Below are 18,654 nucleotides of genomic sequence, written 5' to 3' on the forward strand. Positions count from 1 at the left end.
GTTGGACGCCCTGCCTTCCCCGATATTTTTTACCTTGACCACGACGGTCGCCTGTGGCGTGCTGTCGGTATCGGTGTCGATGACGGTCGGACCTGATACAGAGGTTACCACCAGGTCGGGACCTCTCAGTTCAAGCAGGTTTCCTGCCAGGCTGTTGTTGGTCTCATCAGCCTCGTACTGTACATTGGCGTAATCTGCTATCGCGCCGACATAGTAACTCCCCATGCTGCCGTTAAGAGTTACGGTGGTTGTCCCCGAAGAACATTGTCCTGCTGCAAGGGAAGCTACTGAACGGCTGCCAACGCGTGTATCGCTTGTGGCAATACTGTTGTCGGGTGAAAGGTATAATCCTACCGAAAAGGCATTGGAGTCTCCCGCACCGATATTGCACACGGTATCGGTTATGGTAGCCGAGGCTCCTGTTCCTGCTGTCGGAGGACCAGCGATTGTCTGCATCACCAGGTCGGGGGGCTGGAGACGATTAATACTCACACCCGTCGTTTGCGCATTACCGAGAGTATCGGTGGCAATGACGGTGAAGTTATTCATTCCCAGTGTCAGTGGAACCGTCAGTTCATAATATCCGTCGCTTGAACGGTAAGTGGCTTCCGTCCCGTTGACTGTAACCGAGGCGATTCCGGAATGGTCGGTCGCAGTCCCGTATATCTTCGACTCGGGGAGATACGTGTCATAGCCGTTCGAGGAGTTGGCGGTCAGTTCCGGTGGAACGTTTGCGTGGTGAAGCTGTATAGTCTTCCGCCGTTGTCGCTTCTTACGAGGTTTCCGGCCTCGTCGGTCGAATAAAGCTCATAGTAGTAGGTCTTGGCTTCTTTAAGGTTTCCAAGGCCGATACCATGCTGGGTTGACAGTTTGAAGTCGGATTTATAGGAGCCGAGGGCGCCTGTTTCGCCGTAGTTAATGGTAGAATCGGCCGGTTCGTCTGTCAGCCATGCGGCTGTTGCACCGATATCGGATATGGAATCAACGGTTACCGACGATATGACCGGGGGGGTGATATCGATCAGGCCGTAGCGGTTGCCGTGGCCGGAGACCCAGTACCGTCGTTGGCGTCCTCATAGGTACCGGTAACGGTGTTGCCCCCGATTACCTCAAGATAACCGTTGTTTGAGGCCGGAGCACCGAGCCTGAGGCCGACCGTGCCGGTAAAGATTGATGAGTCGGGGGTGGTTTCAACAAGTCTCACACGCTCGCCTGCCTGCTCCGTGTCGCTCTTTATGTTTACATATACTTCCTGAAGTGTTGTGCTGTCGGTATTGAGGTCGAGGTCGGCCACCTTTATCTCTATGGTGCCGGCTGCGTTGTACCTGTTCTTGTTGAGACTGATCATCCCTTTGGAGGTGACCCCGGAAGCGCCTGTAAGGACAAGGGCGAACGGTTGTGGCCCGTTCGGAATGTTATACCCGCTGATGGTGATGGTATAGGTGCCTTTATTCGGCGCTTTGATGAGGATCTGTTCTTCCACGTTCATCCTGTCGGCATTGCCGCCGGCCGCTGATTCGCCGTTGGAGAAGACGTTCCCGGTATATGTGGTCCCGTCTGGTGCCGTAATTGTCAGGTCCAGATCGTTGACGAGCGCCTTTGCGGCGCCTACCGCACCGGGATAGTCTGTCCAGACAAGGGTTGCCTTCAGGGCATGGTCGCCGGTGACAAAGTAGGGCTGACTCCAGCTTTCGCCGGTGGCCAACCCGGTGTTATTGTCCAGGATTTCCAGCGTATTCGCGTCACCGCTGAAGCTGAGGGTTTTTGAAATGTTGATCCTTCCCCACCCTTGACCGCTGGAAGGGATCACGTCGTCGGTGTTACTGCCGCTCATGTTCTGGCCGCTGTTCACCAGGGTTGCCTTGATGAGGGCGGCTGAGGGTGTGAAGGCATTAGCAGAACTGGCCGCTCCCCCTGGGTAGAAACCTTCGGTGTAATACTGCCTGACCAGTGCTGCTGCTCCAGCCACCGTGGGAGTGGCCATGGAGGTACCGCTATAGGCGAGGGTGCCGCTGTTGTTGCTGTTTTTGATTCCGTCGGAGTCAGCCGAGATGATATTGACTCCCGGCGCTGTTATTGTTGGCTTGATGCGGCCGTCTGCCGTGGGACCATTTGAGCTGAAGGAGGCGATATTTTCTGCACCTGCTCCATTTTCCGTGGCCCCGACGCTGACAACGCTCTTGGCTGAAGCCGGGTATCCCACACTGCCGACTCCGGGACCGGCGTTACCATTGGCGAAAAGGGCCAGGAAGTCTTTATGTTCCCACATGAAGCGGTCGGCGCTCATTGCAGCTGCATTATAGGAACTGCCGCCGCCCCCCCAACTGTTGGTATGAAGCCTGGCGCCTGCGTTATACGCAGTTATGAACATGAGACCCAAGTCTGAAGGTGGGTAGACATACCTTGTTTCACCGGGGCTGATATCCTGGAGAAAAAACTTGGATTTGGGAGCCATGCCGTTAGCGTTTGCAAGGCCGTCGACTGGGGTACGGTCGCCACCCACAGAGCCGGCCACATGGGTTCCATGACCGGAGTTGGAATCGTAATCATCGCCGTAGGTCGGATCGTAACCGACGACCTTCCGGTGCATAGGTCCGATGGTTGTACCTGCCGGATCACGGAACCAGGGCATGTCGTAGTCGATCCCGCTGTCGCTGATGCCCACGATCTGCCCTTCTCCGTGGAGTCCATGGTCCCATATCTTGGTATTATTCGAAGTGTAGGTCTGTATGACCCATTTGGAGGTGTCGTTAAGGAGCTGAAGATCAGTTGCTTCTTCGACGGAAAGCACTTCTTCGATCTGGGCCAACTGGGCAATATCCTCCTGGTTTACCTCCACCCGGAGTAAATCGCCGCTCACATCGAGGATTTTTCCTTTTTTCCCATGAACAATGGACAATACCTGTGATTGATTTTCCTTGCTGTCCAGCTTGATATGAAGCTTTACCTTCTTTCCTTTTTGTACTTTCAGCTCACCGCTCTCGTCCTTGAGATTCTGGTGAATCTTGTAAGCGGGCTTGTACCGCACGACGCCGCTTACGAATGGTAGCTTTTTCACCTCATTTGTCGTCTTGTTGTCCATGCTGACGATAAATGCGAAATCGGGGACATAATCTCCGATTCGGGCTCCAAGTTCGGCCAATTGCTTCTTGTCTGCCTCATGCACTGGGCCGTCGAACTGAACGATCCACTTCCTGTCGCTTCTTTTTTTGTGCCGTCCGTTCTCTGGCGGTCCCTTGTCAGGCTCCTGCTCGTCCGCAGTATCGAGTACTGCCGGAACGGAAGGTTCTCCTTCTTTCAGGTCGAAGTTGTAACCGTTGATCTGCACTCGGTTCTGGGCGTGTGAGATTCCCACCCCGCCGAGAATGATCAATACCGGCAACAACAACCCCAGCATCCTGCTTAGCCTGTACCTGTACATTGCATCCTCCTTTGTTTTTTTGCTGCTGCAGAAAATAACAAGCGTCAACACAACGCACTGTGGATCTTTTGGGTAATTTGGTGCAGCCGGCAGTAACGGTTTAGGTGAACAATCAAAAATAAGGGGATGGCATGAAGAATAACGGGAAGTGTTTAAGAATGGTTAATATAATTGTCGTAATTATAAATTGTCAAGCTTCAATTTGCGGAGCTGGATAATTACGCGCACAAATCATAATCGACGACGAACTGCACCGCCCGGAATACGCTGTTGGCATCTGTTTCACCTTTGACAAGAATGGGCGGTAGTTATATAGTTCGCCCGTGTTGGAAAAGTGTATATTCACATCTCGTTAAAGAGACCTGGAGGGTATGATGGGAAAAATTATTTTCGTTTTATTGTGGCTGATCCCGCAGCTTTCTCTGGCAGGCGAGCTGCAAACGACAAAGGAAGCTAAGGAACTGTCTGAAAATATTGTCGGTTTCTTTATCAAGCTGACTTCAAAAGGGGGCTGGAGCTGGCCAAACCATTCTGGCCTCTGCCGGAAGTGGAAATAGACGGGCTTGCAAATCAAATAGCAACCCAATGGCCGGTGGTTCAACAACGTTTCGGAAAGGCTACCGGCAAAGAATTTGTGAGAGAAGAGAGTATAGGAAAATCCTTCGTTCGCTATTACTATCTGCATAAATTCGAGAACCACTCGCTGCTTTGGCGTTTCACTTTCTATAAACCCTTGAATACATGGAAAATCAACGGCATTCAATATATCGATGATTTTGACTATCTTTTTGAAAGTAGAAACTGACAAATTGATTCGGTTCTGTATCATAGAATGAGATATCAGGAGACTCTTATGACATACCGATGTCAGTGCAACAAATTACTTACCATCTGTATATTCATTGTCATGCTTTTGTCAATTGGTCAAATCGCGTTTGCAGGAACAGAATACAGGGCTTCAAAAGGACAAATCTTATATGTGCCCGTTTATTCCAATATCTTCAGCGCCCCGAAAAAGATTCCATTCAATCTGGCAACTATTTTAAGTATCAGAAATACGGATATGTGGAATTCTATCAAAATTGTTGCTGCGGATTACTATGATACAAAGGGTAGGTTGGTGAGAAAATACTACCAACAACCAATAACCCTCGGACCTTTGGAGTCAACGGATATTTTTATTCCTGAGGAGGATACAACGGGCGGTACTGGCGCCAATTTTATCGTCAGATGGACTTCGCAGAAAGAAGTAAATGTTCCTGTCGTAGAAAGCGTGATGATCGGCATGAAGTCCGGACAAGGCATCTCCTTTGTAAGCTCGGGACAGGAAATAAAAGACACGACCCGTTGAACTACAACCTTGCATTTCTCCCGGAAATTTTCCCCCTACGAGCAGTGAGGGGGAAATCTCCCCATGGTGCCGCAATCTTCTCCTTACTCCGCGTAACCCCCCATTAGTAAAATCGGTTTGTGGCCATTGCCACCTTCCGTCCTTAAGTCTTATCAACACACCCTCTGTCATCCTTATTCTTTTCCTTTGACCTGCCTTGACATCGCACCGTGCTGCGGTAAATTAAATTAAGCTATTTAAATAAAAGAAAGATAATTAACTTGCTGGTCCCCCGCACGGGTTTGGTCCCTGAGGAGTCCTCGAGTAAACCGCCCAGATCACGTTGGACTTTCCGGTAAGGCGAAACACTGTTCACAATCCATGGCTGGAGGATTCGGTTTTGCTAAAGTTTCTCGTGTTGCTCGTCTTAATCTTCATCTTGTCCGGTTGCAGCGGCAAGGCAAAGGAAGAGCTATATGCCGAGGGAATCAGCCAGATCGGCAAAGGCAACGCCGGCGGTGCGATTGTGTTGTTGAAGAATGCCCTGGAAAAGGACCCCGCATATCTGAGTGCGCGATATCAGCTGGCTTTGGCTTATGTGAAGGCCAACAAGCACGAACAGGCGGAAAAGGAGTTCCTGCAGGTACTGGAGCAAAATCCTGCAAAAAGTACGGTACATCTGGACCTGGCAAGACTTTACAACACCACGGGAAAGCCTGGACAGGCCCGTGCCGAAGTTGAAGAATACCTGAAAAGCAATGGCCGTACCGCAGAGGCGCTGGGCTTGATCGGAGAAAGCTATGCCCTGCAGAAAAACCTTGAACAGGCCGAACGCTACCTGCTGCAATCCATGCAGGGGGACGCAAAAAACACCGGCGTAAAACTTGCCCTTGCAGGTATCTACATGGCCTGGCGGAAGCACCCGGAAGCACGGCGGCAGCTTGAGGAAACACTGGCCATGGAGCCGAAAAACAGCAAGGCCTGCTACCTTATGGCAGCACTTGAGAATACCTTGGGCAACAGCGACAGAGCCCTTGAGCTGTATCAGCAGATTGCCGGTTTCGATAAGGCCGACCCGGTTGCACCTTACAAAATGGGCCTTGTCTATCTGGACAAGCATGATGTGGAAAAGGCCCGGAAACTGGCAACTTACCTGGTGAAAACCTTTCCGGACAAGGGTGAGGGGAGCCGGCTGCAGGGGCTTGTCCAGTACTATACGAAGAACTACACGGAAGCTATCGCACTTTTGCAGGAATCCCTTAAAAAACAACCATCCATGGAAGGGTATTATTTTCTCGGGCTTAGCCTCTATAGCCATGGTGAACTGGAGAATGCCCTCAGCCAGTTCAGAAGAATAATCGATTACAACCCGTCATTTGTCCAGGCTCGCGTCCTCACCAGCTTGATACTTCTCAGGCAGGGGCGGACCGATGATGCTATCAGTGAAATCAAGAAGGTCTTGCAGGTTGACCCAGGTCATGCCTTTGCCCATAACGTCCTCGGCAGGGGGTATCTGGCGAAGGGGATGGATGAAGAGGGCGTGAGGGAGCTAAAGGCAGCGACCGGCCTGGGTCCGACAGCCACCGGCAACATGTTGAAAAGAGGGGGCGAAGGGGATCAATGGAATATTGAAACCCTGATGATGCTGGGTGATCTGAATGCTGGAAACAAGGACAACAAGGCAGCCATGGCAGCATTTACCCAAGCGGCGCGGAACAAACCCGACTATGCTCCTGCACTGTACGCACAGGGGGTATTGCTGGACCAGTCGGGACAAAAGAAAGAGGCGGCGGCAAAATACCGGGCAGCCCTGGAAAAGTCGGAAAACTATGTCCAGGCGCTGAACAACCTGGCTTGTCTCTATGCCGACGGTTATGGCGGCCTCAGTGAGGCCGAACGTCTGGCCATGAGGGCATACAAGCTTCAACCCTCCAATCCTGCCGTGATGGAAACCCTTGGCTATGTTCTGCTCAAAAACGGGCAAAAGCCCCATGCCCTCGAACTATTGCAAAAGGCGGCCGAGAGACTGCCGAATAATGCTATGCCCAGTATCATCTGGCTTTAGCCCTCATGGAAACCGGAAATGAAGCTCAGGCCGGATTGAAGCTGAAGAAGGCCCTTCAGCTGGGAAAATTCCCCGAACAGGACCAGGCAAAAAACCTACTTGCCAGTTGCGCAGGTCTGAAAAAAGGAATTAGCTCATGGTCAAAAGGGTCCTAATTTTGATAACCGGGGATGCGGTAGCGGCATGCCTTGCTCTGATCCTGGCCCATTATGTCCTTTACGGGTTTCTGCCGGCAGGCGAGGAACTCCGCGAGATTCACCTGGTAAGGGTAATTATTTTTATCTTTACCTCCCTTTTTTCTTCATTTCTTGTGGAGATCTACTACCTGAACAGGTTTCTCGGTGGCAAAGAAAGCGCCGTCCGTATAGGCACATCGGTCATTTTTTCATTTTTCGTGTTGTCGGTGATCTATCATTTCCGGCCGCTCCATATGTATGGAGGATGGATGTTGGTGCTGGCGCTGGTGCTGTTCGGGTCTTTACAGCTGGCCTGGCATTATCTCTGTTACTTGAGCTCCAGGTTCTCAGCCTTTGCCAGAAGGGTGCTGGTGCTCGGGACCGGCCCTCTGGCAAGGCAGATCGGCGGGCTCATCACCGCTGGTAATCAGAACTACGTTCTTTCCGGCTATGTGGACTGCACCAGTGAGACATTCGATCAAACATCGGCAGAGATTCCTGCCCTGGCTGTCCAACTTTACGAAAGGGTGAAGAATTCACGGGCACACAAGATCGTCATTTCCCTGTCCGAACGGAGAGGCATATTCCCCCTGCAGGAGGTCCTGACCTGCAAATTCAGCGGCATCGAGGTGGTGGATGCTCCCTCTTTCTACGAGCAGATGACGGGAAAGCTGCTTCTGGAGAATATCACTCCCAGCTGGTTCATATTCTCCCAGGGATTCAGGGTCACCATACTCCTGCGTATCATGAAAAGAGTGGTGGATATAGTGTGCGCCGCGCTCATTCTGCTGGCGTTCCTCCCTTTTTTGCCATTTATCGTGCTCCTGATCAAGCTTGATTCTCCAGGGCCGGTCCTGTTCAGGCAGCAGCGGGTGGGGGCCAGGGAAAAGCCGTTTACCATCTACAAGTTCAGGACCATGAAGGCGGATGCGGAGAAAGGGACCGGTGCCGTCTGGGCCAGCAAGGATGACCCGAGGGTCACGAAAACAGGTGAATTTCTCCGCAAAAGCAGGATCGATGAGATCCCCCAGCTTTTCAACGTGCTGGGAGGTTCCATGAGCCTGGTCGGCCCCAGGCCCGAGCGCCCGGAATTCGTGGAGAAACTGAAGGAGATCATTCCCTACTACTCCAGCAGGCATTTCGTCAAACCGGGGGTCACAGGATGGGCGCAGGTCAGCTATCCCTACGGCGCGTCAGTTGATGATGCCATAGAAAAGCTCAGGTACGACCTATACTATATCAAGAACCTGACCCTTATTTTCGATCTGATGATCATCCTGGAGACAATAAAGGTGGTTCTTTTCAGGCGAGGTGGAAGATGACAAAACGATGTATGGGATTGACGGCTTTTGTACTGACAGTTCTGATGTTACTGCCCCTGTGCGTGTTTGCCGGAGATTATGTCATAGGGGAGGGGGATGGCCTGGACATTTCCGTATGGGGGGTGAGGGACCTTAACGTATCGGTGCGGGTAAGGCCCGACGGGAAAATTACTATTCCCGGTCTCGGCGACGTCACCGCATCCGGTGTGACCCCCAGGGAGCTACAGTCCACCCTGGCGGTCAAATTCAAGTCCCTGGTGAAAAACCCGATCGTCTCGGTGGCGGTGCGGGAAATCACCAACAGCAAGGTCTATGTATTTGGCGGTGGGGTAAGCTCCGGCGTTTTCGATCTGAACCGACGAACGACCCTGCTGCAGTTGCTCTGCGCCATCGGCAATTCAGGTCCTGGCGTTGCGCCCGGCCCGGTAGCCAGGGGCCAAGGGGGTGGAGGAGTTGCTGCCAACTCGAGGGTGGCCGACTACAAGAATGCCTATGTGCTGAGAAACGGAGCCAAGATAAAGCAGGATTTTCATAAACTATTCGTGGATGGGGATGTGGGCGAAGATATGGTCATAGAGAGTAACGACGCCGTATTTATTCCGCAGCTTCTGGATAAGAACATCTATGTGCTAGGTGCTGTCAATGCTCCGCGCGTCATAGAGTACCGTGAGGGAATGACAGTCATGGAGGCTGTTCTTGAATCAGGCGGTTTTACCCGGTTTGCCAAACTGAATGATACATCGATTCTGAGAAAGAACGGCAAGAAAGATGTAACCATCTCCATCAAAGCAAAGGATTTGATAATGGATGGAGATCTGGCGCAGAACATAAAACTGAAACCTGGCGACTATATAATAGTCAAAGAAGGCATGTTTTGATTACCCCCTGCCACTTACGTTCGCTTCCGTCCTATGTAACAGGGTGGATTGAGAGGGTAGGTAAATAAAATAAGTCATATGGAGTTGTTATGCCGACAACGAATGATTTCGATTACAAGCGATATCTGAATCTGGTCAAGCAGCGCAAAACACTCTTTCTGGTGACGGCACTGGCAGTCATGACCATTACTGTTATCGTCAGTTATGTTCTGCCTGAAAAATATGAGGCAAAGTGCACGGTGTTTATCGAAAAAGCACTGATAAATGAGCTGGTCAGAGGCTTCGCAGTAACTCCATCCATGGAGGACAAGATCAAGGGCCTGAATTATGCCATGGCAAGCCGCCCCTTATTGCAGAAGGTCGTCAGCGATCTTGACCTGAATCTTGGCAAGAACGGCGATACTGACACATTGATAAGCCAGTTTCAGAAGGACACTAAAGTGGAGCTCAGAGACAAGGAAAATCTCTTCACCATTTCATACACAGGGGAAAACCCGAAGCGGGCCAGGGATTACGTGAACACCCTGGTAAGGCGATACATCGAAGAAAACTCTTCATCGATACGGGCCGAATCCTATGGCGCCAGCAAGTTTCTTTCGGAACAGATCACCGTATTGAAAGAGAAAATGGACAAGGCAGAAGCCGAAGTCAACAGGTTCAGAATGGAGAAGGGTTCCGTGGCCACTGCCGACCCGGCTGCATTGGAAAGGGAAATATCGGGTGCGCAGCAGAGAATCGACGAGATAGCGTTTCGAAAAGCACAGCTTGAAGCTTCACGCAACCAGCTGAAAAAGCACAATCCAGCCCAGATGCGATTACAGACACTGGAGAAAAAGCTGGAGGAGATGCGGGTTGAATACACAGATCGGTATCCGGAAGTCATGCGATTGAAGTCCGAAATAGAATCGGTGCGGGAACAGGCTCTTGCTTCCTCCGGCCAAGCGAGACTGGGTGGAGCGGAAATGCAGGAACTGGAAAGGATCGACGCCGAACTCAGGCACTCAGGTCAGCGGAGTCCAAGCAGTACGCCAATATTGCCTCGTCACGGGCTATGCTTCGCAACATTCCCGCAGCAAGGGCAGAACTGGAACAGCTGGAACGTGACAAGGCCAATCAGAAACAGGTCTACGACCAGCTTGTCACACGCCATGGGCAGTCGGAGTTCTCAAAACAGATGGAGGTGGAGGACAAGGGGACCACTTTCAGAGTAGTCGACCCGGCAGTGTTGCCGGTCAAGCCCACAAGCCCCAACAGGATCGCCATCATTCTCGGGGGGATTGCCGGGGGCCTTGCGGCTGCATTCGGCCTGGTGCTGCTCCTGGATTACTATGATGAATCGGTGAAGAGTCTGGATGGACTCAAGGCACTGGGATTGCCGGTGCTGGCGGTCATTCCCAAGATGCAGATCCCGGCAGAAATCAGGCAGCAGAAGGCTTACGATGTGAGGCTCTATGCCATTTCCGCCTGTTACTTTTCGCTCATACTTATTGTCCTGTTGCTGGAGCTCATGCAAATACCGCTCTTCTCATCGTCCCTGAATTCCCTCCAACTGAAGCAGTACCTGTCCCAGGCGGCGGGGCAATTCAAATGACGGTCGACAGGATGGTACGGAAAACTTCAACAGGAGAGAAATCTTATGAGCAGAATTGAGGAAGCACTGGAGAAAGCGGCAAAAATGCGGGGTACGGATGGCAAAGCAGCCATGGGCAAAGTGCCCGGCTCGCCATTGGCAGTTGCCCAGGGATCTGTGCATGCCTATCAGCAGCCGATGCCCAATGAAAGGCTGAAGGTGAAAAATCCGCTGGTGGTAAGCGTTACCGCACCGCAGACGTCCGTTGCTGAAGAATATCGAAAGCTGAAGTCCCTTCTGGTCAAGCTCACCAATGGCGACCGGTTCAGGAATACCCTCATGGTTACCAGTGCCTTTGCCAGTGAAGGGAAGAGCATAACGGCAATAAATCTGGCCGTGAGTCTGGCCCAGGAATTTGACCACACAGTGCTCTTGGTGGATGCAGACCTGAGAAAACCTTCAATTCATAAATACTTCGGTTTCGAGCCGAAGCTGGGTCTTACCGATTGTCTCACCAGGGGAATCGATGTGGGGGAGACGCTGATAAAGACCGGCATAGGAAAACTGTCGATCCTGCCTATGGGAAAAAGGTGGAGAATCCGGGGGAGCTGTTCTCCTCGTCGAAGATGAAGAGCCTGATAGCCGAGATCAAAAGCCGTTACCCTGACCGATATATCATCATCGATACGCCGCCGGTGCTGCTTTTTGCCGAAACCCGAACCGTCAGCACATTTGTCGACGGGATCTTGTTTGTGGTCAAGGAAGGGGCTGCCAGCGTCAAGGAAGTCAACGATGCCCTGACCGCCCTGGATAAGAGCAATCTGCTGGGGATCATTTACAACGAAACGGTGAATGAGAACCTCAACGGTCACTATCACGATTATTATCAGCATAAGCAGTATGCCTGGTGAAGGAACCGGATCAGCAGCAGAGACGTCCCATAAGGGGAGAAGGCATGTACGAATCCTATTTCAAGTTGACCAAAAAGCCGTTCGACCTGTTGCCCAATCCGGATTTCATGTACCTGAGCAAATCTCACAAAAGGGCACTGACCTATCTGAACTACGGCATCAAGGAGCGCTCTGGCTTTATCCTGCTCACCGGTGAAGTGGGTTCAGGCAAGACGACCATCATCAGGGACCTGATAAAGAAAAACCACGAAAGGGTGTTGTTGGGCAAAATCTTCAATACCAGAGTCAACTCCGAGCAGCTCATTTCCATGATCAATGATGACTTCGGCCTGCCGGTGCACGGTAAGGACAAGATAGAGCTGCTCAGGGACCTGAACGTTTTTCTCATCGAGCAATATGCCAAGGGAAACCAGCCGACCCTGGTCATAGACGAGGCCCAGAATTTGAGTGCCTCCCTCCTTGAAGAGGTGCGCCTGCTGTCCAACCTTGAAACCGATCACGCCAAGCTGATGCAGATCATACTGGTGGGCCAGCCGGAGTTACGCAAGACCCTGGCGCGTACGGAATTGCTGCAGCTCAGACAGAGAATCAGCATCAACTGTCACCTGCAGCCATTGTCCCGGCAGGAGGTCGAGGAGTACATCCATCACCGGCTGGATGTGGCCGGGGACCGTGCAGCCGTAATCTTCGAAACGGAGGCCCTGGATAACATCTTCACATACAGCAGGGGTATCCCCAGGCTGATCAATATCATCTGCGACTTCCTCATGCTTTCGGCCGCTGCCGAAGGCCTAAAGAAGCTTGACGGCCAAATGGTCCATGAGATCATCGGCGACCTGGACTTTGAAAACCAGTATTGGAAGACAACCATTGCCGAAACCGATAAGGCTCAGTTGATGGTGCGGGCGCCGGAAACAGTGAGAAAGAGAGTCAATTGGCTTCAGTGCTGGTCGATATCAGATCGAGGCTGGAATCCCTGGAAAAGGAATCCACCAGGTTCAATACCAACATGGTGAATGACATCGGCAACAGGATCAAATCCGTGCAGAACCTGGTCACAACCTATCGTGGCGAAACCGATCATTCCATAAGCGAGATCAGGCGCAAGATGGACAGCTACATGGAAAAATCCAGCCATGCTGCAAGTCAGCCGGTGATGCAGAAAGAAGAGAAATCCAACTTTATCCGCCGCATTTTTGGAAACTGAAATGAAAAACAAAGGCTTTCTTTACATTTGCCGTTTTCTGTTCTTCGGCCTCTCTTTGTCTGTTTTTGCCGAGGGTGATGCCCTTGCCGATTTCGAGATACATCCCGGCATTACCGTAAGCGAGGAGTTTACGGACAACGTCTACGAAAACAAGAACAACAAAAAGAGCGATTACATAACGCGGGCCATGCCCGGCATCCAGCTCAGGTATGAGGCCCCCATAGGTACGGTTGACGGGGAGTACCGGTATGACTACCGCTATTACCTGCGCCAGTCAAGGAAGGACGACGATACCCATTATGCCAATGTCAATGCACATTTGGCACTGATCGACCAATTGCTGTTCCTGGATGCGGGGGACAACTACCAGAGAGTTTCCCTGGATGTGTCGCGGGATGTGACCCAGGAAAGCCTGTTCGTCGGCCAGACCGACCAGAACAACCTCACCGCCACGCCATACTTCTCCTTCAATCTTTCGCCGAGAACCACAACCCGTTTGGGTTACCGGTATACCAACATCTGGTATCAGAGGCCTGATGAGGCTCAAATTGCGGCCCTGCGCCAGGTCGACAGCATTTCAAGAAGGGCGCATACGGGTTTCGGCGAGGTCGCCTACGAGTTCGCCAGGAATGCCAAGGTCAGCGCCGGATATTCCTTTACCCGTACCGACCGGTCCTCGGGAAGTTCCAACAAGCAGGACTCGTACCTTGGGGTGGAAAAGAAATACGGGCCTGACGATACATCGGTTATTTCCCTTAAAGGGGGCTGGACAACCATTCGCTACCGTCAGGGGCGACGGTACAACGCCCCGTTCTGGGTCGCAGAGATAAAGCATCAGATGGGCAACGTGGTAACTACCTTGAACACCAGGGTATTTTACGGCGAGGACCCCCTGAGAGCGGTCACCAAGGAGACCAGCTATTCCGGAGCGATAGATCTGCTGCTTTCCAAGGGACTGGTGGGCGGCATGATTTCCTATTCCAGATTTGTCGACACGGAACTTGACCGACTGGTAACCCAACGAGCTACAGCCGCCATAAGAGGACGGTATGAACTGTTGAACCGGCTGGCTGCCGACATGACCGTGGAAGGTTCCCGCTATGAGAACAACAGCCTGATTTCCATCAACAATCTCTCTACCAGCAACAACGATACCCACAGGTTGCTGGTCGCAACCGGCATCACTTATTCCTTCGGCGAGGGTATGTCTGCTTCCGCCCTCTATCGGTACGTCAACTATTTTTCCGGCTACCAGGGGGACGTAAACAGGATTGCCCTTGAATTCAGAAAGGTTTTCTGAGCCGCTACGGAGCCCCATGCACAACGCACTTACCATCGATGTGGAGGACTACTTCCAGGTGACGGCATTTGCCGGTCGCGTAAAGATGGCCGACTGGGACAATTTCCCCATACGGGCAAGGGAAAACACCCTTAGGATTCTGGAACTCCTGGAAACCCGCTCGATCAGGGCCACCTTCTTCATTCTCGGCTGGCTGGCCAACCGCCTCCCTGACCTGGTGCGGGAAATACGGTCCCGCGGCCACGAGATCGCCTGCCATGGTTACAGCCACCAACTGGTATATGAAATAGGCCGGGAGCGGTTCCGCCAGGATATCCGCCGGTCGAAAGCAATCCTTGAAGATATCACCGGTATGGCTGTCTGCGGTTACAGGGCGCCCAGTTATTCCATTACCGGCAGATCCCTCTGGGCACATGAGATCCTGGTGGAAGAAGGTTTTACCTTCGATTCGAGCATCTTTCCCATAGTCCATGATATTTACGGCATCCCCGGAGGCAACAGGTTTATCCATGACATAGAGACCAAATCCGGCAGGCTCAGGGAATTTCCCATCACCACATTGCCGCTGCAGTTTGGGAGGCGGAAATGGACCCTGCCGGTGGCCGGGGGGGGATATCTCAGGTTATTACCCGCCCAATTGGTGGCGTGGGCCATAAGGCGGGTGAACGAGAAAGAGCTGCAGCCGGCGGTCGTCTATTTTCATCCATGGGAAATAGACCCGGGACAGCCGCGCATAAAAGCCGGATTGAAGTCCTCCTTCCGCCATTACCTGAACCTTGAGCAAATGGAAGGCAAGGTGAGGTACCTGCTGGATAATCTGAAATTCACCAGTATGGGAGAGGTCCTGCAGCAGGAAATAATCGGCTCCGGGAGCGATGCCTACATCAACGCAGGCAGGTGGCTGCCCACTAGAAACCAAGGATTTTATCGATGCCAGTCAGCGTAGACTTGATAAAAAACGGTGATTCAGCCTGGGATGCCTATGTCCTGGGCCACGGTGAAGCAACCTGTTACCACCAGTTTGGATGGAAAGAGGTCATCGAGAAGAGCTTCGGCCATGAGGCGTATTTTCTGGCGGCCAGGGGCGACTCGGGAGAGGTATGCGGCGTATTGCCGCTGGTGAAGATGCAGAGCGCCCTCTTTGGCAGGTACCTGGTATCAGTGCCATTCTGCAATTATGGCGGCGTGCTCTGTGACGACACGGCAGTGGAGAGGCTGCTTATCAACAAGGCGAAGGAAATAAGAGAGGACATGGGGGTAACCCATGTGGAGTTGCGCCATCTGGACAAGTGCCTGAAGGGTATGGCGACCAGGAGCCACAAGGTGACCATGATCCTCACGCTGCAGGAAGATGAAACGGCGCAATGGAAGGTTCTGGATACAAAAGTGCGAAACCAGATCCGTAAGGCTGAAAAAAGCCGCTTGAAGGTGATCACGGGGCATGTGGAACTGCTCGATCCTTTCTACAGGGTCTTTTGCAGAAATATGCGGGACCTGGGGACGCCGGTGTACGGCAAGGAGTTTTTCAGGAACATCCTGGAAACATTTCCCCGGACGACGAAAATCGTTTCCGTACTGCTGGACGGCACCACCGTGGCTTCAGGCATCATGATGTGGTTCAGGGATACGGTGGAGGTGCCCTGGGCTTCGTCCATCAAGGAATATAGAAACCTTTGCCCCAACAACCTCCTGTATTGGCAGGCCATAAAGCATTCCCTGAAATTGCGGGCGCGCAGGTTCGACTTCGGCCGTTCGACGCCGGGAGAGGGCACGTACCGTTTCAAGAAACAGTGGGGGGCTGAGGCGGTACCCTTGTACTGGCAATATCTGATCGAGGAAGGGACTAGTCTGCCGCAACTTAATCCGTCCAACCCTAAATACAGGACCATGATCAAGGTCTGGCAGCGCCTGCCCCTGGCAGTTGCCAACTATGTGGGGCCTAAAATCGTGCGCGGCATACCATGAGAATCGGCAGATCGATACCGCCGGCAGCAGCGCCCATCTCTCTTGTGGATCTCTTGAACGGCATCCGCGGATTGTTCAATGGCCAACGGGAAATTGAACGGTTCGAGAACGAATTGAAGGAGTACTTCGGGGTGAAGCACTGCTTTCTCGTTTCATCGGGTAAGGCGGCTCTGACGGTAATCCTTGAGGCTCTGAAAGAGCTTTCCCCCGGCAGGGAAGAGGTGGTGATTCCTGCCTATACCTGCTATTCGGTGCCGGCAGCGGTGATCCGGGCCGGATTGAAGATCAGGCTTTGCGATATCGATGCAGGTAACCTGGGATTCGACTGTTCAAAGCTTGCGTCCCTGCTGGAGAAACGCCGTACCCTCTGCCTTGTTCCGACATATCTTTACGGCTTGCCGTGCCAAATGGAGCGGATCAAAGGTATGGCAAGGGACTGGGGCACCTTGGTTGTGGAAGACGCAGCCCAGGCCATGGGCAGTGAGGTTGACGGGATCAAGCTCGGCTGCGTCGGGGATGTGAGTTTTTTCAGTCTGGGACGCGGCAAGGCGTTGTCGACCGTGGAAGGGGGCATCATTATCACTGACCGGGATGACATTGCAAGGCCTTTGCACCGGCAGGTGGAAAAGCTCCCACCGTACAGCCTGGCCCGGAACATGATGCTGATTGTTCATGCTCTGGCACTGTTTCTTTTTCTGCGGCCATCCCTGTTCTGGTTGCCAAAGTCCATTCCGTCCCTGGGGCTTGGTAAGACAGTTTTCGACCCCGGATTTGACCTCTACGGCATGTCACCCTTCCAGGCAGGACTGGCAGGAAAGTGGGGTATGAAGATAAGCCGCTTCAGGATGGCTCGGCGACAGCTTGTCAATCGCTGGCAGGCACTGACCAATGCACACCGCTTTTTCAGGGGACTGACAGGTCAGGATTCTTCAGCGGATTTGATCCGTTTTCCCGTATCCATAGCCGATGAAAGTTTCAAGGAGAAGGTTCTGAATGAGTCTGAACGTTCCGGGCTGGGTATCATGGGAGGCTATCCCGCTTCCGTCAACCGGATAGAAGAGATTGCCCACCTCTTTCACGGAGAAACCTATCCTGCTGCTGAAAAAGCGGCACGGGAACTGGTGACATTCCCGGTCCATCCCTTGATCACCTCAAGGGATGCCGTAACCATTGAAAAGTTCGTTAAGGAATGGTGAACGATTGAATCGACGCAGGAATATCCCGATACTGATGCTCGCATACCACTATCCGCCGGTCGTTGCATCGGGATGTGCAAGGATAAAGCGTTTTGTCGACAACTTGCCGCTATTCGGTTACGACCCGCTGGTGGTGACGGTGGAAAACGGCAAACAGCCTGCAGCTTCCGATGGGGAGATGGTTTATCGTGCCCGTCAGTTTGTCTACGATAAGGTGGCACTGCTGGATGCGCTGGTGCGCAAGTCGTTTCAGCAGTTTGGGGTGAATTATAACTTCCGACTCTTTGACAGGCTGCTTCTTTTCCCGGATAACGCGGTAGGTTTTGTGCCCGGCGCCGTTGCCAAAGGGATGGATGTTTACAGGACCAGTGCCTACGGGTTGATATATGTTACATGTAAACCTTTTTCCACAGCCCTTGCTGCCGTTTCTCTGAAAAAAAACTCAATCTTCCACTGGTAGTCGATTTCCGCGATCCCTATGCCTATGATTACCATGAGAAGATTCCGCCATACTACTATTTCATGAAGAAAATGGTAGAAAGATATGTCTTAAAGCATACGGATTGTCTCATAGTCAATACCAAAGGGGGAGAGGAACTCTATAAAGCTCATTACAATAACATGAACATTACAACAATAACCAATGGTTTTGATTATAGATCCATTTCTTCGGTAGTACGTAATGACAGAATGATCATTTCCCATGTGGGGCACCTCTATGGCTTGCAACGGGATCCGGAGAGACTGTTTGCCGCCATGGCAAAGATGAAAGACTGCAGGATACTCTTCCGGTCCATCGGCGACACGTACAAGGGAATTATGGGAAAAGCGGCTCGTTTCGGCATCGAAGACATGATCGAGATAACAGGAAATGTGCCCCATGAACAGGCGCTGGCGCACATTCAGGCCTCCGACGTGCTGTTCCTTTCGCAACTGGCATACTTTGACCGTCATTTCTCCATATCCATCGCCAATAAATCCTATGAATACCTGGAAACGGGAAAGCCGGTCATTGCTGACCTGCCGGAAGGGGACAATGCAGATCTGTTCAGGACCTACTCGTCAAATTCCTATGTCATAACCGACAAGGACCCGGAAAAAATCCATCACGCCCTGAAAGACGTCTACGAAAAATGGAGCAGCGGCAATCTCAAGCCACAGATCAATCCGGCCTTCATCGACCGGTTCAACGGTCAGGCACTGACACAGCAGCTGGCCGAAGTCTTCGACTTTGTCCTCAACGGGATAAATCGATGACGAAATTCTACGTCATTATCTTTCTTACTCTGGCTGCATTTCTTGCCACAGGCAAT

General features: G+C 52.2%; 20 protein-coding genes. 18 read left to right on the top strand and 2 right to left on the bottom strand.

Translation table 11 applies throughout. The features are described 5' to 3' along the window. Positions 1-750 (bottom strand): CARDB domain-containing protein (locus tag JCM15764_RS07925; protein WP_369412283.1); only part of this gene is annotated, 750 nt, incomplete at its 3' end. Positions 751-1,021: 271 nt separating this feature from the next. Then, a complete protein-coding gene (locus JCM15764_RS07930; protein ID WP_054694378.1) occupies positions 1,022-3,421 on the bottom strand; it encodes a S8 family serine peptidase in 2,400 nt (799 codons plus the stop codon). A 371-nt stretch (positions 3,422-3,792) separates the two neighbouring features. On the opposite strand from JCM15764_RS07930, the gene JCM15764_RS07935 reads away from it, so the two are divergent. The 18 genes from JCM15764_RS07935 (at position 3,793) to JCM15764_RS08005 (ending at position 18,598) form a co-directional block, all read left to right on the top strand. Continuing rightward, entirely contained in the window at positions 3,793-3,978 is a 186-nt protein-coding gene (locus JCM15764_RS07935) for a hypothetical protein (RefSeq protein ID WP_243688580.1), read from the top strand. Further along, the gene (locus JCM15764_RS07940) at positions 3,969-4,226 is read left to right on the top strand and encodes a hypothetical protein (RefSeq protein WP_054694382.1); all 258 of its coding nucleotides are present in this window, start codon (positions 3,969-3,971) and stop codon (positions 4,224-4,226) included. Before JCM15764_RS07935 ends, JCM15764_RS07940 begins: the two co-directional genes overlap by 10 nt. 48 nt (positions 4,227-4,274) lie before the next feature. Next, on the top strand, positions 4,275-4,772 hold the full coding sequence (locus tag JCM15764_RS07945) for a DUF3124 domain-containing protein (protein WP_054694385.1): 498 nt from the start codon (positions 4,275-4,277) through the stop codon (positions 4,770-4,772). Positions 4,773-5,151: 379 nt separating this feature from the next. Beyond that, entirely contained in the window at positions 5,152-6,816 is a 1,665-nt protein-coding gene (locus JCM15764_RS07950) for a tetratricopeptide repeat protein (protein ID WP_243688581.1), read from the top strand. A gap of 136 nt (positions 6,817-6,952) precedes the next feature. Beyond that, entirely contained in the window at positions 6,953-8,314 is a 1,362-nt protein-coding gene (locus tag JCM15764_RS07955) for a TIGR03013 family XrtA/PEP-CTERM system glycosyltransferase (RefSeq protein WP_054694392.1), read from the top strand. 11 nt (positions 8,315-8,325) lie between these two features. Continuing rightward, positions 8,326-9,192 carry a polysaccharide biosynthesis/export family protein gene (locus tag JCM15764_RS07960; protein ID WP_054694395.1) on the top strand — a complete coding sequence of 289 codons (867 nt, stop codon included), beginning with the start codon at positions 8,326-8,328 and terminating at the stop codon, positions 9,190-9,192. An 89-nt stretch (positions 9,193-9,281) separates the two neighbouring features. Continuing rightward, the gene (locus JCM15764_RS07965; RefSeq protein WP_243688583.1) at positions 9,282-10,403 is read left to right on the top strand and encodes a Wzz/FepE/Etk N-terminal domain-containing protein; all 1,122 of its coding nucleotides are present in this window, start codon (positions 9,282-9,284) and stop codon (positions 10,401-10,403) included. Then, positions 10,286-10,783, top strand: a complete 498-nt coding sequence (locus JCM15764_RS22425; RefSeq protein WP_243688617.1) for a GNVR domain-containing protein — start codon at positions 10,286-10,288, stop codon at positions 10,781-10,783. Before JCM15764_RS07965 ends, JCM15764_RS22425 begins: the two co-directional genes overlap by 118 nt. 45 nt (positions 10,784-10,828) lie before the next feature. After that, complete coding sequence (locus tag JCM15764_RS07970; RefSeq protein ID WP_243688584.1) at positions 10,829-11,392, top strand: P-loop NTPase family protein; 564 nt, start codon at positions 10,829-10,831, stop codon at positions 11,390-11,392. Further along, positions 11,353-11,673 carry a P-loop NTPase family protein gene (locus JCM15764_RS22430; protein ID WP_243688585.1) on the top strand — a complete coding sequence of 107 codons (321 nt, stop codon included), beginning with the start codon at positions 11,353-11,355 and terminating at the stop codon, positions 11,671-11,673. The genes JCM15764_RS07970 and JCM15764_RS22430 overlap by 40 nt, the downstream gene beginning before the upstream one ends. Continuing rightward, complete coding sequence (locus JCM15764_RS07975; RefSeq protein ID WP_243688586.1) at positions 11,670-12,689, top strand: XrtA/PEP-CTERM system-associated ATPase; 1,020 nt, start codon at positions 11,670-11,672, stop codon at positions 12,687-12,689. Before JCM15764_RS22430 ends, JCM15764_RS07975 begins: the two co-directional genes overlap by 4 nt. Next, on the top strand, positions 12,683-12,880 hold the full coding sequence (locus JCM15764_RS22435; protein ID WP_243688587.1) for a hypothetical protein: 198 nt from the start codon (positions 12,683-12,685) through the stop codon (positions 12,878-12,880). The genes JCM15764_RS07975 and JCM15764_RS22435 overlap by 7 nt, the downstream gene beginning before the upstream one ends. 1 nt (position 12,881) lies before the next feature. Next, the gene (locus JCM15764_RS07980) at positions 12,882-14,180 is read left to right on the top strand and encodes a TIGR03016 family PEP-CTERM system-associated outer membrane protein (RefSeq protein WP_243688588.1); all 1,299 of its coding nucleotides are present in this window, start codon (positions 12,882-12,884) and stop codon (positions 14,178-14,180) included. A gap of 16 nt (positions 14,181-14,196) precedes the next feature. After that, positions 14,197-15,126: an XrtA system polysaccharide deacetylase gene (locus JCM15764_RS07985; RefSeq protein WP_054694401.1), complete on the top strand. Its 930-nt coding sequence runs from the start codon at positions 14,197-14,199 to the stop codon at positions 15,124-15,126. After that, on the top strand, positions 15,111-16,145 hold the full coding sequence (locus tag JCM15764_RS07990) for a FemAB family XrtA/PEP-CTERM system-associated protein (protein WP_054694404.1): 1,035 nt from the start codon (positions 15,111-15,113) through the stop codon (positions 16,143-16,145). Before JCM15764_RS07985 ends, JCM15764_RS07990 begins: the two co-directional genes overlap by 16 nt. Then, positions 16,142-17,341, top strand: a complete 1,200-nt coding sequence (locus JCM15764_RS07995) for a DegT/DnrJ/EryC1/StrS family aminotransferase (RefSeq protein WP_054694408.1) — start codon at positions 16,142-16,144, stop codon at positions 17,339-17,341. The genes JCM15764_RS07990 and JCM15764_RS07995 overlap by 4 nt, the downstream gene beginning before the upstream one ends. Positions 17,342-17,375: 34 nt before the next feature. Then, entirely contained in the window at positions 17,376-17,801 is a 426-nt protein-coding gene (locus JCM15764_RS08000) for a hypothetical protein (protein ID WP_054694412.1), read from the top strand. A 71-nt stretch (positions 17,802-17,872) separates the two neighbouring features. Beyond that, entirely contained in the window at positions 17,873-18,598 is a 726-nt protein-coding gene (locus tag JCM15764_RS08005) for a glycosyltransferase (RefSeq protein WP_243688589.1), read from the top strand. The last annotated feature ends 56 nt before the right edge of the window (positions 18,599-18,654 follow it).

Origin of the sequence: Geotalea toluenoxydans JCM 15764, assembly GCF_001311985.1 — a bacterium.
GTDB lineage: Bacteria > Desulfobacterota > Desulfuromonadia > Geobacterales > Geobacteraceae > Geotalea > Geotalea toluenoxydans.

Excerpts from the sequence above, each read along its gene's own strand:
- JCM15764_RS07930 (WP_054694378.1), bottom strand. The coding sequence starts at position 3,421 with ATGTACAGGTACAGGCTAAGCAGGATGCTGGGGTTGTTGTTGCCGGTA.
- JCM15764_RS07935 (WP_243688580.1), top strand. The coding sequence starts at position 3,793 with ATGATGGGAAAAATTATTTTCGTTTTATTGTGGCTGATCCCGCAGCTT.
- JCM15764_RS07945 (WP_054694385.1), top strand. The coding sequence starts at position 4,275 with ATGACATACCGATGTCAGTGCAACAAATTACTTACCATCTGTATATTC.
- JCM15764_RS07955 (WP_054694392.1), top strand. The coding sequence starts at position 6,953 with ATGGTCAAAAGGGTCCTAATTTTGATAACCGGGGATGCGGTAGCGGCA.
- JCM15764_RS07960 (WP_054694395.1), top strand. The coding sequence starts at position 8,326 with ATGGGATTGACGGCTTTTGTACTGACAGTTCTGATGTTACTGCCCCTG.
- JCM15764_RS07965 (WP_243688583.1), top strand. The coding sequence starts at position 9,282 with ATGCCGACAACGAATGATTTCGATTACAAGCGATATCTGAATCTGGTC.
- JCM15764_RS07970 (WP_243688584.1), top strand. The coding sequence starts at position 10,829 with ATGAGCAGAATTGAGGAAGCACTGGAGAAAGCGGCAAAAATGCGGGGT.
- JCM15764_RS22435 (WP_243688587.1), top strand. The coding sequence starts at position 12,683 with ATGGTGAATGACATCGGCAACAGGATCAAATCCGTGCAGAACCTGGTC.
- JCM15764_RS07980 (WP_243688588.1), top strand. The coding sequence starts at position 12,882 with ATGAAAAACAAAGGCTTTCTTTACATTTGCCGTTTTCTGTTCTTCGGC.
- JCM15764_RS07985 (WP_054694401.1), top strand. The coding sequence starts at position 14,197 with ATGCACAACGCACTTACCATCGATGTGGAGGACTACTTCCAGGTGACG.
- JCM15764_RS07990 (WP_054694404.1), top strand. The coding sequence starts at position 15,111 with ATGCCAGTCAGCGTAGACTTGATAAAAAACGGTGATTCAGCCTGGGAT.
- JCM15764_RS07995 (WP_054694408.1), top strand. The coding sequence starts at position 16,142 with ATGAGAATCGGCAGATCGATACCGCCGGCAGCAGCGCCCATCTCTCTT.
- JCM15764_RS08000 (WP_054694412.1), top strand. The coding sequence starts at position 17,376 with ATGCTCGCATACCACTATCCGCCGGTCGTTGCATCGGGATGTGCAAGG.
- JCM15764_RS08005 (WP_243688589.1), top strand. The coding sequence starts at position 17,873 with ATGGTAGAAAGATATGTCTTAAAGCATACGGATTGTCTCATAGTCAAT.